Annotated in this window: 15 protein-coding genes and 1 tRNA gene; 7 read left to right on the top strand and 9 right to left on the bottom strand. The window is 67.6% G+C overall.

What is annotated here, in order from left to right; all coding sequences use genetic code 11:
* Positions 1 to 84: 84 nt before the first annotated feature.
* On the top strand, positions 85 to 558 hold the full coding sequence (locus AM586_RS01530) for an Lrp/AsnC family transcriptional regulator (RefSeq protein ID WP_197416443.1): 474 nt from the start codon (positions 85 to 87) through the stop codon (positions 556 to 558).
* Between the two features lie 14 nt (positions 559 to 572).
* On the opposite strand, the gene AM586_RS01535 is transcribed toward AM586_RS01530, so the two are convergent.
* Genes AM586_RS01535 through AM586_RS01545 form a run of 3 tightly spaced genes read right to left on the bottom strand, consistent with a single transcriptional unit; the run spans position 573 to position 2,130 of the window.
* A complete protein-coding gene (locus tag AM586_RS01535; RefSeq protein WP_052233946.1) occupies positions 573 to 1,547 on the bottom strand; it encodes an alpha/beta fold hydrolase in 975 nt (324 codons plus the stop codon).
* Positions 1,544 to 1,747 carry a helix-turn-helix transcriptional regulator gene (locus tag AM586_RS01540; RefSeq protein WP_047825060.1) on the bottom strand — a complete coding sequence of 68 codons (204 nt, stop codon included), beginning with the start codon at positions 1,745 to 1,747 and terminating at the stop codon, positions 1,544 to 1,546. The genes AM586_RS01535 and AM586_RS01540 overlap by 4 nt, the downstream gene beginning before the upstream one ends.
* Positions 1,744 to 2,130 carry a hypothetical protein gene (locus AM586_RS01545; RefSeq protein WP_047825061.1) on the bottom strand — a complete coding sequence of 129 codons (387 nt, stop codon included), beginning with the start codon at positions 2,128 to 2,130 and terminating at the stop codon, positions 1,744 to 1,746. The genes AM586_RS01540 and AM586_RS01545 overlap by 4 nt, the downstream gene beginning before the upstream one ends.
* Positions 2,131 to 2,262: 132 nt before the next feature.
* On the opposite strand from AM586_RS01545, the gene AM586_RS01550 reads away from it, so the two are divergent.
* Positions 2,263 to 3,510, top strand: a complete 1,248-nt coding sequence (locus tag AM586_RS01550) for a TIGR03862 family flavoprotein (protein ID WP_047825062.1) — start codon at positions 2,263 to 2,265, stop codon at positions 3,508 to 3,510.
* A gap of 12 nt (positions 3,511 to 3,522) precedes the next feature.
* Here AM586_RS01550 and AM586_RS01555 read toward each other — a convergent pair whose 3' ends face one another.
* The 6 genes from AM586_RS01555 to hpnC form a co-directional block, all read right to left on the bottom strand.
* Positions 3,523 to 4,332: a head GIN domain-containing protein gene (locus tag AM586_RS01555; RefSeq protein WP_047825063.1), complete on the bottom strand. Its 810-nt coding sequence runs from the start codon at positions 4,330 to 4,332 to the stop codon at positions 3,523 to 3,525.
* Between the two features lie 7 nt (positions 4,333 to 4,339).
* Complete coding sequence (locus tag AM586_RS01560; protein ID WP_047825064.1) at positions 4,340 to 5,182, bottom strand: DUF1700 domain-containing protein; 843 nt, start codon at positions 5,180 to 5,182, stop codon at positions 4,340 to 4,342.
* A gap of 13 nt (positions 5,183 to 5,195) precedes the next feature.
* Positions 5,196 to 5,333, bottom strand: coding sequence for a hypothetical protein (locus AM586_RS27945; RefSeq protein ID WP_156328206.1), 138 nt, complete (start codon positions 5,331 to 5,333; stop codon positions 5,196 to 5,198).
* Between the two features lie 124 nt (positions 5,334 to 5,457).
* Entirely contained in the window at positions 5,458 to 6,837 is a 1,380-nt protein-coding gene (gene hpnE, locus AM586_RS01565) for a hydroxysqualene dehydroxylase HpnE (RefSeq protein WP_047825065.1), read from the bottom strand.
* Positions 6,824 to 7,657, bottom strand: a complete 834-nt coding sequence (gene hpnD, locus AM586_RS01570; RefSeq protein ID WP_047825066.1) for a presqualene diphosphate synthase HpnD — start codon at positions 7,655 to 7,657, stop codon at positions 6,824 to 6,826. The genes hpnE and hpnD overlap by 14 nt, the downstream gene beginning before the upstream one ends.
* An 87-nt stretch (positions 7,658 to 7,744) precedes the next feature.
* On the bottom strand, positions 7,745 to 8,554 hold the full coding sequence (gene hpnC, locus AM586_RS01575) for a squalene synthase HpnC (protein WP_047825067.1): 810 nt from the start codon (positions 8,552 to 8,554) through the stop codon (positions 7,745 to 7,747).
* Between the two features lie 114 nt (positions 8,555 to 8,668).
* Between hpnC and AM586_RS01580 the strand changes: the two genes are divergently transcribed.
* The 5 genes from AM586_RS01580 to clpP all read left to right on the top strand — a co-directional run bounded on the left by AM586_RS01580 (position 8,669) and on the right by clpP (position 15,247).
* The gene (locus AM586_RS01580; protein WP_229411167.1) at positions 8,669 to 9,838 is read left to right on the top strand and encodes an efflux RND transporter periplasmic adaptor subunit; all 1,170 of its coding nucleotides are present in this window, start codon (positions 8,669 to 8,671) and stop codon (positions 9,836 to 9,838) included.
* Positions 9,835 to 12,981, top strand: coding sequence for an efflux RND transporter permease subunit (locus tag AM586_RS01585; RefSeq protein ID WP_082439594.1), 3,147 nt, complete (start codon positions 9,835 to 9,837; stop codon positions 12,979 to 12,981). Before AM586_RS01580 ends, AM586_RS01585 begins: the two co-directional genes overlap by 4 nt.
* Positions 12,982 to 13,075: 94 nt before the next feature.
* Positions 13,076 to 13,162: transfer RNA gene (locus tag AM586_RS01590), tRNA-Leu, on the top strand.
* Between the two features lie 31 nt (positions 13,163 to 13,193).
* Positions 13,194 to 14,534: a trigger factor gene (gene tig, locus AM586_RS01595; RefSeq protein WP_047825068.1), complete on the top strand. Its 1,341-nt coding sequence runs from the start codon at positions 13,194 to 13,196 to the stop codon at positions 14,532 to 14,534.
* 95 nt (positions 14,535 to 14,629) lie between these two features.
* Positions 14,630 to 15,247 (top strand): ATP-dependent Clp endopeptidase proteolytic subunit ClpP, encoded by a 618-nt coding sequence (clpP, locus tag AM586_RS01600; protein ID WP_197416444.1) that lies wholly within the window; start codon positions 14,630 to 14,632, stop codon positions 15,245 to 15,247.
* The last annotated feature ends 22 nt before the right edge of the window (positions 15,248 to 15,269 follow it).

The following is a 15,269-nucleotide window of genomic DNA, read 5'->3' on the forward strand; positions in this document are numbered from 1 at the left end:
TACAAATAGGCAAGATTTGCTATAGTTGCCCCGGTTCTTTGCCATTCCGTGCAAGGGACGTTTCGCGGAAGGATGCTTTTTGCAATGAACATGCCCCAACTGGACCGGGTGGACCGTCGGATTCTGGAAGAGCTGCAGGGAAATGCGCGGCTGTCGAGCGCCGAACTGGCCGAGCGCGTGTCGCTGACGACCTCGCCGTGCTGGCGGCGCGTGAAGCGGCTGGAAGAGGAGGGGGTGATCCGGGCCTACCAGGCGCGCCTGGATCCGGCCAAGCTGGGCTACCAGGTGACGGCCTTCGTCCACATTTCGCTGGACAAGAAGGACACCCGCCACCTGCAGCTGTTCGAGCGCGCGGCCCAGGCGATCCCGCAGGTGCTGTCCTGCCACCGGATCTCGGGGCGCTACGATTACCAGCTGATGGCGGTGGCGGAAGACCTGCAGGCCTACGGCATCTTTGCCGAGACCCGCATCAATGCGCTGCCGAGCGTGAAGGAGGTCTACACCTCGTTCGTGATGCGCGAGGTGAAGGCCCCCGGCACGATCCCGATGATCGACTGAGCCACTCGGCTGGTTTACAGCGGCGCCAGGTACTTGCGGATCGCCTCGTTGACCTGCTGCGGCTGGTCGATCATGGCGAAGTGGCGCGCCGGCGCGACCGTCGCCACTTCGAGCTTCGGCGTGCCCTGCATCAGCGCGCGGTAGTAGTCGGCCTTGCCGGCGGCCGTCAGTCCCTGCTGGGCGCCGTCGGCGTCGAAGAAGGGCGAGATCACCAGCACCGGCGCCTGGATGTCCTTCAGGCCGGGACGCAGGTCGAGTTCCAGCGCGTCGGCCGCGTACTGGCCGGTGGATGCCGGGTCGCTGCGCCCGGTCAGCCGGGCGACCTCGTCGGCCTTGCCCATGTCGAGCACGCCGATGGTGCGCATGTAGGCCTGCTGCTGCGCGGCGAACATCTCGGGCCGGAGGCCGGCCAGGCGGGTCTTCATGCCCTGGGCATAGCGGCTGCGCTCGGCGGGCGGCATGGCGTCGAGGCCGGGCATGACCGGCAGGCCGTCGATCGCGACCACGCCGCCGATGCTCTGCGGCTGGTCCTCGGCCACCGCGAGCGCCATGGTCGCGCCCAGGCTGTGGCCGACAAGCACCGGCTTCTCGAGGCGGCGCTGCGCGATCAGTTTCTCGACCGCGGCGCGGGCGGCGGCGAAGGCATTGGCGGGCGCCGGCGGGCGGCCGTCGAAGCCCGGCAGGGTCAGCACATAGACCGCGCGATCGGGGCTGAAGGCGCGCACCGTTTCCTGCCACACCCAGCCGCCGCTGGCCAGGCCGGGGATCAGGATCAGCGGGCGGGCGCGGCTGCCCGTCGTTCCATGCCGCTCGACCAGCACGCCGTCGACCTCGAAGCGCTCGGCCGGCGCGATGCTGGCGGCGAAGCGGTTCGGCTGCGGCGCCGTGGTCTCGGCTGCGTGGCCGTGATGCGCGGAGAGCATCGCGACGAGGATGCCGACGGCGACGGGGAAGAACGCGAACGGTTTCTTGCAGGTGAAGAGTTTCATGCTGGCTCCTGGTCGGGGAAGAAGATGGCTTCGATCGGTTGGGCGAAGAGTTTCGAAATCGTGAAGGCCAAAGGGAGGCTGGGATCGTACTTGCCGGTCTCGATGGCGATCACGGTCTGGCGCGAGACGCTCAGCAGATCGGCCAGGTGGGCCTGGCTCCAGCCGCGGGCGCCGCGCAGGTCGCGGATCAGGTTCTTCATCGCTCGGTCCATTTGCGGACCAGGGAGACGGCGCCCATGCTGGCGCCCATCATGATCCACACCGAGAACATCGACAGCTTTTCGAAGCCGGCGGTTTCCATGAAGCCGTAGGTGAAGGTGGCGGCCAGGGTAATGGCGGCCGAGACCGCGATGTTCTCCAGCAGGCGGATGCGCTGGTACTCGTCGATGCGGGCCAGGTGGCGGGCGATGGTCCGGATCATCAGGCCGAAGCCGATCATCGGCGTGACCAGCACCAGGGTGCGCAGCCAGCCGTCGGCCATCGGACGGCCGTAGCGGATGGCGGCGAACAGTAAGACCGTGTAAACCAGGAGCGCCGTCATCAGTTCGACGAAGTAGGCGCGTGCGACTCGCTTCTCATGCATTTCGGTTTCTCCCTGGATGTAAAGTGTACTTGACATGTAAAGCATGCTTGACATCCTAGGCCTCGGAAAACCCGATGTCAAGCACCCTTTACATGTATTTTTGCGGTCCCGTATCGACTACAATGCCGGCCCATGAGTGCCCACCTTGAATCCCCGCGCCGCGCGATCGTGATCGGCGGCGGCCCCGCCGGCCTGATGGCGGCCGAAGTCCTGTCCGCCGGCGGCGCGCAGGTCGACCTGTACGACGCCATGCCTTCCGTCGGCCGCAAATTCCTCCTGGCCGGCAAGGGCGGCATGAACATCACCCATTCGGAAGACCTGGACGCCTTCGCGGGCCGCTACGGCAAGCGCCGCGCGGCCGTCGCGCGCTGGCTGGACGGCTTCACGCAGCAGCAGGTGCGCGAATGGATCCACGGGCTGGGCATCGACACCTTCGTCGGCAGCTCGGGCCGGGTGTTTCCGACCGACATGAAGGCGGCGCCGCTGCTGCGCGCCTGGCTGCACCGCCTGCGCGAAGCCGGCGTGCGCTTCCACATGCGCCAGCGCTGGCTGGGCTGGCGCGACGGCGCGCTGCTGTTCGCGGGACCGGACGGCGAGCGCCTCGAAACCGCCGATGCGGTGGTGCTGGCGCTGGGCGGCGCGAGCTGGGCGCGCCTCGGTTCGGACGGGGCCTGGGCGCCGCTGCTGGGCCGGCAGGGCGTCGAGGTGGCGCCGCTGGTGCCGATGAACTGCGGCTTCGACGCCGCCTGGAGCGCGCATTTCAGCAGCCGCCACGCCGGCGCGCCGCTCACCACCGTGGCGCTGGCCGTGGAAGACGTGGAGGGCCGGCGCCATTACCGCAAGGGCCAGTTCGTGGTCACCGAAAGCGGCATCGAGGGCAGCCTGGTGTATGCCTTGTCCAGCCAGATCCGCGACCGCATCCTGCGCGACGGCCAGGCCACGGTCTGGATCGACCTGCTGCCGGACCACGACGCGGCGCGCGTGCTGGACGAGGTGGCGCACCCGCGCGGCACCCGTTCGATGTCGAGCCACCTGCAGAGCCGTCTCGGGATCAAGGGGGTGAAATCCGGGCTGCTGCACGAAGCGCTGGGCAAGGAAGACTATGCGGACCCGGAGCGGCTGGCGCGCGCCATCAAGGCCCTGCCGGTGACGCTGCTGCGCCCCCGTCCGATCGACGAGGCGATTTCCAGCGGCGGCGGAGTGCGCTTCGAGGCGCTGGACGGCCCGGCCGGCATGCTGCGCGCGCTCCCGGGCGTGTTCGTGGCCGGCGAGATGGTGGACTGGGAGGCGCCGACCGGCGGCTATCTGCTGACCGCCTGCTTCGGCAGCGGCCGCGCGGCCGGGCAGGGAGCGCTGGACTGGCTGCGCGCCAGGGCCTGAGCCGGCGCCCGTTCAGTCTTCGAAGCGCACGCTGCCGCTGCCGTTGCGGCTGATCTCGCGCTGGTTCGGATTGCCGTACACGGTGACGTCGCCGCTGCCCGTCATCTCGACGTTCACGTGCTTGCTGGCGTAGACCGCGCTGGAGCCCGAGCCGTGGTGGCTCAGCTGCACGTCGCCGGCGCGCAGGTGGCGCGCATCCAGTTCGCCGGCGCCGGCGATCTCGGCGTGCAGTTCGCGCGCGCCGCCGACCAGGGTCATGTGGCCGGTGCCCTTGACGTCGGCCAGCACGCGCTCGGCATTGCCGCCGGTGATGTCGGCCTCGCCGCTGCCGTGCAGGCCGGCTTCGATCTCGCGGTAGCGCCCATTGAAACGCAGGCCGGCGGAGCCGTCCACGGCCAGCACGATGCGCTCGCCCGAAAAGCCGCTGACCGTGTGCTGGCCGGTGCCGCTGATGTTCAACTGCTCCAGGCTGGGGAGCACCAGGGTGACTTCGATGGGCTGGCGGTGCCGCAGCAGGATGCCGCGCGGGCCGATGTGCAGGGTGCCGCCGTCGACGGCGGTGTCGACGTTGGCCAGCAGCCGCTGTTCGCCGCGAACCTCGAGCGCCGCCGAGGTGCCCTGGCGCAGGTTGAGGTTGATCGGGCCGCTCACGTCGACTTCGCGGATGCTGGCGCCGAGCGTGCGTTTTTCGGTCGCGACCAGGCGGCTGCCCGGACTGGCGGCCCCGCTCGTTCCCTGGGCGCGAAGCATGCTCCAGGAGGCGCCGATCAGCAGCAGCGCCAGCGCCAGCAGGCCGAATCCGACTTTCATCAATGCGCGCATGGCTTCCTCAATGACCCTTGAGCAGGGAGAAATTCATCTGGACGTAGCGCCGGATGCCGACCGCCGTGTAGCGCGTCACCACCAGCGACAGCAGGAACAGCGCGATCCCGCCCAGCACGATGCCGAAGCCGAACAGGGTCTGGGTGGTGCGCGAGTCGGCGTCCATGTCGGTGGTGATGCGCAGGCTGTTGCCGGCAACGACTTCGGCGCCGTGGCGCAGGCGCGATTCCCGCGGTCCCGCTTCATCGTCGCCGGTGTCCGGGTTGGCGTCTGCGCGTTCCTCGTGCACGTGGATGCCGGTGTCGTCGATCCGGACCCGCAGCTGGCTCCTGGCGTCGGCGTCGTCATCGATCTGCACGTAGCGGGCCGGCAGGTCCAGCAGCAGGTCGCTGTTGCCGGCCAGGCCGCTCGCCGTGATCGCGATGCCGCCCAGGTAGAAGGCGAGGGCGCAGACGTACAGCGCGAACAGCAGGGCCGAATACACCAGCGCCGGCACGATCATGAAGAGGTTGAAGATCGCCAGCCCGGCGCCGGACACCAGCACCCGCAGCACCCCGGCCGGGTTGGACTTCGCGGGCATGGCGAACTGCGGACCGGCCGCCGCCGCCGGCTGGGCGCCGGTTTGCGCCCCGGTTTGCGCGCCGGCTTGCGCACGATGGCTGCTGGCGCGCAGCGTCATCGCGATCTTCGCCGGATCGTCGAGTTCGCGTGCCACGTCCTGCTCGCTGCGACCGGTATTGACGCCGTCGACGAAGCGCTGCTCGTAATAGCCGAGCGTCCTGGCCTGCAGCTCGGGCGGCAGGCCCAGCATCGCGCGCTTCAGCAGTTCGAGGTATTCCAGTTTGTCCATCGCGTGCTCCGGCTCAGTTCCGCGCCACCATCAGCATCGCGTGGGCGGCCGCATCGCCCGCGCCGCCGAGGCCGGGCTGGACCAGGACGGCCGTCGCCGCGGCGACGAGGGCGAGCAGGAGCAGGGTGCGCAGGCCGAGGTCGATGTTCATGTGCAAATCCGATAACACTTGTTTCGATGCTGCCACTCTACCGATCCGGGCCGCGTGCCGCCATCCGCGTGCGACAGGCTGCAGAATTCGCGGGGCAGGCTGCGCCAGGGCGGGATGGCCGCCCTCACGGCTTCCCTCCCGCTTTGCCGCCGAGCGCCAGGCGGGCCGCTGCCCGGCCGCTGCGCACCGCGGTCTCGAGCGTCGCCGGATAGTCGCTGGCGGTGTAGTCGCCGGCCAGGACCAGGCCCGGCTGGCCGCTGTCGTTGCCCGGGCGCGCCAGGGCCGGCGTGCAGGCGAAGGTGGCGCGTTTTTCCGTGAATACGCGGCTCCAGCGCGGCGCGGCCAGGCCCGGCTGCCGGAAAGCGGCCGCCAGCTGGCCCGCGACGCCCTCCGCCAGCGCATCCTGGCCGAGTTCCGCCGCGCCGGAGGCGGCGCTGACCACCACGGCCAGCAGGCCGTCCTGGCTGTTATTCGCCTGATCGTGATCGAGCTGCCCGCGGTCGAACACGAATTGGCCCCAGGCGCCATGCGCCGGATCGTCGAGCAGGGCGCAGAAGGGCAGCGGCAGGCGCAGGCCGGGCTCGTATTGCAGGTAGACCGTCGAAATCGGCTCGTAGTCGAAACCGTCGAGCTGCCCGGCCAGCGCGGCCATGCCGTCCAGCGGCCGCAGCAGGGCCGCGCTTTGCCAGGCGGGCGTGGCCAGCACCACGGCATCGAACTCGCCGGCTTGCCCGCCCGCGCGCACGCGCCAGCCCGCCTCCAGGCGCTCGAGCGCATCGGCGCGCATGCCGCACAGCACCCGGCCGCCGCGTTCCTCGACGAAGCGCCGGGCGCCCTGCGGGAACAGGGCATCGAGGTCGACGCGCGGCAGCAGCATGTCGGAAGCCTTGCGTTTCGCGCCCAGGCTGTCGCGCAGCACCGCCAGGAAGACCTGGCTCGATGCCCGCTCGACCGGCGTGTTCAGGGCCGCCAGGCACAGCGGGCGCCACATCTGGCGGATCAGGCGCGGGGTCTGGCCGAAGCGTTCCAGCAGCTCGGCCACGCTGCAGTCGGTGTCCAGGCCCCACTGCATCCAGCGCGCGCTGGTCGTGAAGCGGGCCAGGGCCAGCTTGTCGTCGCGATCGAGGCCGCGTGCGCGCAGCAGGGCGAGCAGCATGTGCAGCGGCGCCGGCAGGCGCGGGGCCGCGAAGTCCATCAGGCCGCTGTCCGGCGGATAGCGCATCTGCAGCGGCAGGCGCAGCATGGCGTCCCGTTCGCGCACGCCGACGCGGCGCAGCAGGTCCAGCGTTTCATTGTAGGCGCCGAGCAGGATGTGCTGGCCGTTGTCGAGCATGGCCTCTTTGGCCTGGACCGCGCGGGCGCGGCCGCCGAGGCTGCGCGCCGCTTCGAACAGCGTGACCCGGGCGCCCCGTGCCGCGAGTTCGACCGCCGCCGCGCAGCCGGCCCAGCCGCCGCCGACGACCGCGACCTGCGCAGGGCCGGAGGGCTGCCTAGTTGCGGACATAGGTTTTCCACGCCAGCCACAGCTTGCGCAGCGGCGTGAGGGAAATGCGCTGGTTCAGGACCTTGAAGTCGTCGCGCTCGATCTCGTCGAGCACGGTGCGGTAGATCGCCGCCATCATCAGGCCGGGACGCTGGGCGCGCCGGTCTTCCTTCGGCAGCAGGGCAAAAGCTTCCTCGTAGACGGCATGTGCACGGGCGGTCTGGAACTTCATCAGCGCCTCGAACTTGTCGCTGTGGCGGAAATTCAGGATGTCGGCCGCGGTCACGTTGAACTGCTGGAGCTCGTTGACGGGCAGGTAGATGCGGCCCTTGCGCGCGTCGTCGCCGACGTCGCGGATGATGTTCGTGAGCTGGAACGCCAGGCCCAGCTTCTCCGCATACTGCAGGGTCTGCGGATTGGTGACGCCGAAGATGCTGGCCGACAGGATGCCGACCACGCCGGCCACGTGCCAGCAGTACTTGCGCAGGCCGGCGTAATCGAGATAGCGCGACTGGTCGAGGTCCATCTCCATGCCGTCGATGATGGCCTGCAGGTGCTGTTCCTGCAGGTTATAGGCGGCCAGGTGCGGCTGCAGCGCCTGGGTCACCGGGTGCGTGGGCGCGCCCTGAACCATCTTCGCGACTTCGGTGCGCCACCAGGCCAGCTTGATGCGCGCCACCGACTGGTCGCTGGTCTCGTCGACGGTGTCGTCGACCTCCCGGCAGAAGGCGTACAGCGCCGTGATCGCGCGGCGCCTTTCGGGCGGCAGGAACAGGAAGCTGTAGTAGAAGCTGGAGCCGCTTTGGACGGTCTTTTGTTGGCAGTATTCGTCGGGAGACATATAAAAAAGGCTGGTGCGTCAGCGAGGTTCGCGAATTTCAGGTCCGCTATCTTATCCGATCCGGCGCCTGCCCAGATACCTCCTCGTTCACATCCTGGCCGCGCGCCACAGCAGCACCGGCCAGTCGAGCCGCCTGAGCTGCGGCCGGCGCCGGAATACATCGTAGTCGGCGCGCTCGATCGCCTCCAGGATCCGCAGGCCTCCCTGCACCACCAGGCGCAGCTCCCAGCCGATCCGCCCCGGCAGGCGGGCGGCCAGCGGCGCGCCTTCCTGCATCAGGGCGCGCGCCCGCTCGACCTCGAAGCGCATCAGGGCGCGCCAGGCCGGCCCGCCGCGCGCCTGCACGATGTCGTCTTCGCTGACCTGGAAGCGCGCCAGGTCTTCGAGCGGCAGATAGATGCGGCCCTTGCCGATGTCGATGCCGACGTCCTGCCAGAAGTTGATCAGCTGGAGGCTTGAACAGACCGCGTCCGATTCGCGCAGGCTGGCTTCGTCGGCGGCGCCGTACAGGCCCAGCATCAGGCGTCCGACCGGGTTGGCGGAGCGGCGGCAGTAATCCAGCAGGGACGGGAAGTCGGCATAACGGGTAGTGAGCACGTCCTGGCGGAAGGCGCTCAGCAGGTCGCGCAGCGGCTGCAGGGGAAGGGCGTGGCGTTCGAGCGCCTCGGCCAGGCGCGCGAACATCGGCGCGGACGGCGCGTCGCCGCGCGCGATGGCGTCCAGCGCGGCGTCATAGGCGTCCAGCGCGGCCAGGCGCGCGGGCGGCAGGGCGTCGCCCTCGTCGGCGATGTCGTCGGCGCTGCGCGCGAAGGCGTAGATCGCTTCGACCGCCGGCACCAGGCGGCGCGGCAGCAGGATCGAGGCGACGGGAAAGTTTTCGTAGTGGTCGACCGACATTGAGAACTGACTCTAACGTCATTTACTGTGTGTATTTGCATGATTATAATTGCTAAGCTTTCTATAGAGAATAATGCCGCCGACCCCGCGGCTCCGCCCCAAGAGGACACCACCGTGCCATCCCCCCGCATTCCGTTCCCGCGCGCCGCCGTATCCGCCGCCCTTGTCCTGGCCCTGGCCGTGCTGGCCGCCTGCTCGAAGGACGCGCCGCCGCCCGAGGATGTGCGCCCGGTGCGCGCGCTGACCCTGGCGGCCGGCGGCGTCGACGCCAGCGCGGAATTCTCCGGCGACGTGCGCCCGCGCTACGAATCGCGGCTCGGCTTCCGGGTCGGCGGCAAGATCAGCGCGCGCAAGGTGGACGTCGGCACCAGCGTCCAGCGCGGCACGCTGCTGATGCAGCTCGATCCGCAGGACCTGCGCCTCGGCCAGGCCCAGGCCCAGGCCAGCCTGCGCGCGGCCCAGACGAATGCCGACCTGGCGCGTGCGGAACTGAAGCGCTACCAGGACCTGCGCAGCCAGAACTTCGTCAGCCAGGCCGTGCTCGACCAGAAGATCGCGGCCGCCCGTTCCAGCCAGTCCAGCGTCGAGGCGGCGCGCGCCCAGCTGCGCGAACAGGCCAACCAGACCGGCTATGCCAGCCTGGTGTCGGATACCGACGGCGTGGTGACCGGCATCGACGCCGAGGTCGGCCAGGTGGTGCAGCCCGGCACGCCGGTGGTGCGGGTCGCACGGACCGACGAGAAGGAAGTCGTGATCGGGGTGCCGGAAGACCAGGTCGACGAACTGCGCCAGCTCAGCGAGGTGAAGGTGCGCCTGTGGGCCGATCCGAACCGCAGCATCCCCGGCAAGATCCGCGAAGTTTCGCCGGTCGCCGATCCGGCCACCCGCACCTATACCGTGAAGGTGTCGATCCCGCCCAGCGAGGATGTGCGGCTGGGGATGACGGCCGTGGTCGACCTGGTGCGCCAGTCCGGCCCCGCCGCTGGCGGCCAGCTGCGCGCGCCGCTGTCGAGCCTGGTGCAGAACAAGGGCAGCAGCGCGGTCTGGGTGATCGACAGCGTGAATGGCGCCCAGCAGGTGCGCCTGCAGCCGGTCCAGGTGGGCGGCGTGTCCGGCAACGACGTGCTGCTGAGCGGCGGCGTGCGTCCCGGCCAGTCCATCGTCACCGCCGGCGTGAATCTGCTGAAGAACGGCCAGAAAGTGAAGATCCTGACCGCCGACGTGGCGCGCCGCGGCGATGCCGAGGCCGAAGCGTCCGGCGCCGCCCACGGAGCCGGCCAATGAAGGGATTCAACCTGTCGCGCTGGGCGCTGGAAAACATCCCGCTGACCCGCTACCTGATCGCGGTCCTGTTGCTGGCCGGCATCTTCAGCTACAACAAGCTGGGCCAGGACGAGGATCCGCCCTTCACCTTCCGCGCGATGGTGATCCAGGCCCGCTGGCCGGGCGCCACCGCGGTGCAGATGGCCCAGCAGGTCACCGACCCGCTCGAGCGCAAGCTGCAGGAGACGCCCTACGTCGACAAGATCCGCAGCTTCTCCAAGCCCGGCGAGACCACCATCATCCTCGAGCTGCGCGAATCGACGCCGCCGAAGGACGTGCCGCCGACCTGGTACCAGGTGCGCAAGAAGATCGGCGACATCGCCGGCACGCTGCCCGGCGGCGTGATCGGCCCCTTCTTCAACGATGAATTCGGCGACACCTACGGCTCGATCTTCGCCCTGGCCGGCGACGGTTTCACCTATGCCGAGATGCGCGACTACGCCGACTTCGTGCGGCAGCAGCTGCTGAATGTGCCGCTGGTGGCGAAGGTCGAGCAGTTCGGGGTGCAGCAGGAAAAGGTCAACATCCTGTTCTCGCAGCAGAAGTTCGCCCAGCTGGGCCTGCCCTTCGACGCCATCGTCAACCAGATCGCGACCCAGAACGGGGTCGAATCGGCGGGCGTGCTGGTGACGCCGGGCGAGAACCTGCAGGTGCGGGTGAGCGGCGCCCTGAAGTCGGTGCAGCAGATCGAAAACCTCAGCCTGCGCGCCGGGAACACCACCTTCCGCCTGGGTGACTTCGCCACCGTGAAGCGCGCCTACGAGGATCCGCCGCGCGACAAGATGCGCTTCAACGGCAAGGAAGTGATCGGCCTGGGCGTGTCGATGGAAAAGGGCGGCAACATCATCCAGCTCGGCAAGGGCCTGGAGCAGACCGTGGCGCGCATCCGTTCCCAGCTCCCGGTCGGCATCGAGCTGGAGCGCGTGTCGAACCAGCCGGCCGCGGTCACGGCGTCGGTGAGCGAATTCATGCACACCCTGGTCGAGGCCGTGGTGATCGTGCTGGCGGTGTCCTTCCTGTCGCTCGGCCTGCACAGCAAGCCGCGCTGGCGCATCGACGTGCGCCCGGGCCTGGTGGTGGCGCTGACGATCCCGCTGGTGCTGGCGATCACCTTCCTGTGCATGCGGATCCTGGATATTTCCCTGCACAAGGTCTCGCTGGGCGCGCTGATCATCGCGCTCGGCCTGCTGGTCGACGACGCCATCATCGCCGTCGAGATGATGGTGCGGAAGATGGAGGAGGGCATGTCACGCTTCGAGGCCGCCACCTTCGCCTACACCTCGACCGCCTTCCCGATGCTGACCGGGACCCTGATCACGGCGGCCGGCTTCCTGCCGATCGGCCTGGCGAAATCGGCGGCCGGGGAATACACCTTCTCGATGTTCTCGGTGAATGCGCTGGCGCTGGTGATTTCCTGGGTGGTGGCGGTGAGCTTCACGCCCTATATCGGTTTCATCCTGCTGCGCGTGCAGCCGCACCCGGGCGGGGAGCACGGCGGGCACGACGTGTTCGACACGCCGGCCTACCGCCGCTTCCGCCACCTCGTCAGCTGGTGCGTCGAATGGCGCAAGACCACCATCGCCGTGACGCTGGGCGTGTTCGCGCTGGGCCTGTTCGGCTTCAAGTTCATCGAGAAACAGTTCTTCCCGGATTCCAGCCGCCCCGAGCTGATGGTCGAGATGTGGCTGCCCGAAGGGACCAGCTTCGCCGCCAACGAGGCGCTGGTGAAGAAGTTCGAGACCTGGGTGCGGCGCCAGCCGGAGCTGGACAGCGTCACCAGCTATGTCGGCACCGGCAGCCCGCGCTTCTACCTGCCGCTGGACCAGATCTTCCCGCAGTCGAACGTCTCGCAGCTGGTGGTGCTGCCGAAGGACACCCGCCTGCGTGAAGCGCTGATGCACAAGATCGAGTCCGTGCTGAAGACCGATTTTCCGGAAGTGCGCGGGCGGGTGAAGCTGCTGCCGAACGGTCCGCCGGTGCCGTATCCGGTGCAGTTTCAGGTGGCCGGTCCGGACATCGCCGTGGTGCGCGGCGTGGCCGACCAGGTCAAGGAGATCATGCGCGCGAATCCGAATGCGGTGGGGGTGAACGACAACTGGAACGAATCGGTGAAGGTGCTGCGCCTCGATCTCGACCAGGACAAGCTGCGCGCGCTGGGCGTGACCAGCCAGGCGGTGCGGCGCACCATTGCCACCGTGCTGTCCGGGACCACGGTCGGCCAGTTCCGCGAAAGTAACCGCCTGATCGACATCGTGGTCCGCCAGCCGGTCGAGGAGCGTTCGACCATGTCGGTGCTGGCGAATACGAATATCGCCACGCCCTCGGGCAAGCCGGTGCCGCTGTCGCAGCTGGCGCGCATCGGCTTCGTCTGGGAGCCCGGCGTGGTCTGGCGCGAAGGGCGCGAGTGGGCGATCATGGTCCAGTCGGACGTGGTCGCCGGCATCCAGGGGCCGACCGTGTCGGGCCAGGTGGGCGGGAAGCTGGCCGCGCTGCGGGCGAAACTGCCGGCCGGCTACCGCATCACGCTGGAAGGCGCGGCGGCCAACAGTTCGGAGGCGGAAGCCTCGATCATGGCCAACGTGCCGCTCGTGCTGTTCATCGTGTTCACCCTGCTGATGCTGCAGCTGCACAGCTTTTCCCGCGCCGTGCTGGTGTTCCTGACCGGGCCGCTGGGCGTGGCCGGGGCGGCGATGGCGCTGCTGCTGCTGGGCCGCCCGATCGGCTTCGTCGCCAACCTCGGCGTGATCGCCCTGTTCGGCATGATCATCCGGAATTCCGTGATCCTGGTCGACCAGATCGAGAAGGAGATCGCGGAGGGCAGGGAAGCCTGGGATGCGATCGTCGAAAGCGCGGTGCGGCGCTGCCGGCCGATCCTGCTGACGGCGGCCGCGGCGGCGCTGGCGATGATCCCGCTGTCGCGTTCGGTATTCTGGGGGCCGATGGCGGTGGCCATCATGGGAGGGCTGCTGGTGGCGACCGCTTTGACCCTGTTATTCCTGCCGGCTTTGTATGCGGCCTGGTTCAGGGTGACAAAGCCGGATGGAGCTCATCCGGTGCGCACCGCTCAAAATTCCCCAATGGTGTCAGAAAATCCAGTAAAATAACTGGTTGAAGTTGTAGCCCCTAAACAACGGAGTGCAGGGCGACCGGATCTACCGACGGGCGCCCTTTGTTTTTGCGGCAAGAATGCAATCCTGCGCGAGGATGGCGAAATTGGTAGACGCACCAGGTTTAGGTCCTGACGCCAGCAATGGTGTGGGGGTTCGAGTCCCCCTCCTCGCACCACGAATAATTATTTTTTTGGACGATTTTTACAATGGCAACTGCAGTCGAAAACCTGGGTAAACTCGAGCGTCGCTTGACTCTCTCTTTTCCGCTGAGCGACGTTCGTACGGAAGTTGAAAAGCGCCTCAAGAAGCAGGCCAAGACCGCTCGCGCACCGGGCTTCCGTCCCGGCAAGGTTCCGCTGAAGATGGTTGCCGCTCAGTACGGCTATCAGATCGAATCCGACGTGCTGAACGATAAGGTTGGCCAGGCATTCAGCCAGGCTGCCGAAGAAAACCAGCTGCGCGTTGCCGGCATGCCGAAAATCGAGCCGAAGGAAGAAGCCGCGGAAGGCATGCTGGCCTTCGACGCGACCTTCGAAGTCTATCCGGAAGTGAGCCTGCCGGACCTGTCGGGCGTGGAAGTCGAGACCGTCAAGGCCGACGTCTCGGACGCCGAGATCGACAAGACCATCGACATCCTGCGCAAGCAGCGCGTGCACTACCACACCAAGGGCGAAGCCGGTGAGCATGGCGACGGCGGCGAGCCGGTCGCAGCCAACGGCGACCGCGTGACCGTCGACTTCGTCGGCGTCATCGACGGCGTCGAGTTCGCCGGCGGCAAGGCCGACAACTATGCATTCGTGCTGGGCGAAGGCCGCATGCTGCCGGAATTCGAAGCCGCCACCGTCGGCCTGAAAGTAGGCGAGTCGAAGACCTTCCCGCTGGCCTTCCCGGAAGACTACCATGGCAAGGACGTGGCCGGTAAAACCGCCGAGTTCACCATCACCCTGAAGAACCTGGAGTGGGCGCACCTGCCGGAAATCGACGGCGAGTTCGCCAAGTCGCTGGGCATCGAAGACGGCAGCGTCGAGAAGATGCGCGAAGACATCAAGGTCAACCTGGAGCGTGAAGTCAACGCCCGCATCAAGGCCCGCAACAAGGAAGCCGTGATGGACGCCCTGGTGAAGAGCACCGAGATGGACGTGCCGAAGGTCATGATCGAGCAGGATTCGCAGCGCCTGGCCGAGCAGACCCGCCAGGACATGGCCCAGCGCGGCATGGACGTGAAGAGCCTGCCGTTCCCGGCCGACCTGTTCGCCACCAAGGCCGAGCGCCGCGTGCGCCTGGGCCTGATCCTGTCGCAGCTGGTGCAGGACAACAACCTGCAGGCAACCCAGGAGCAGGTGAAGTCGCAGATCGAAGACTTCGCACAAAGCTACGAAGACCCGAAAGAAGTCCTGAAGTACTACTATAGCGATCGTCGTCGCCTGGGCGAGATCGAAGCTCTTGTATTGGAAGAAAACGTCGTCAACTATGTGCTTGGCAAGGCGAAAGTGACGACCAAGGACGTCGCCTTCGACGAACTGATGGGCAGCGCGCCGCAAGCCTGAGCTTCGGTGTAAGCTTGAGGCGACGAGCCTTGCCAACCGGCGCCGCGTGCGCCGGTTGGCGTCTCTGAACATCTTTTTTAAGGAAAGTGACAGGTATGAATCGTAATCCTGCGTTGGATACCCAAGCCCTCGGCCTGGTGCCGATGGTGATCGAGCAGAGTGGCCGCGGCGAGCGCGCCTACGACATCTACTCGCGCCTGCTGAAAGAGCGCGTGATCTTCCTGGTCGGTCCTGTCAACGACCAGATGGCCAACCTCATCGTGGCCCAGCTGCTGTTCCTGGAAAGCGAAAATCCGGACAAGGATATTTCGCTCTACATCAACTCGCCGGGTGGTTCGGTGTCGGCCGGCCTGGCCATCTTCGACACGATGAACTTCATCAAGCCTGACGTGTCGACCCTGTGCACGGGCCTGGCTGCCTCGATGGGCGCCTTCCTGCTGGCGGCCGGCGCCAAGGGCAAGCGCTTCTCGCTGCCGAACTCGCGCGTCATGATCCACCAGCCGTCCGGCGGTTCGCAGGGCATGGCGTCGGACATCGAGATCCAGGCCAAGGAAATCCTGTACCTGCGCGAACGCCTGGCGCGCATCATGGCCGACAACACCGGCCAGACGATCGAACAGATCCACAAGGACACCGACCGCGACCGTTTCATGTCGAGCGAGGAAGCCGTGGAATATGGTCTGATTGACAGGGTCCTGACCAACCGCGCCTAATCGGCACACTGAGCACTATATA

This window comes from Massilia sp. WG5, assembly GCF_001412595.2.
Lineage (GTDB): Bacteria > Pseudomonadota > Gammaproteobacteria > Burkholderiales > Burkholderiaceae_D > Telluria.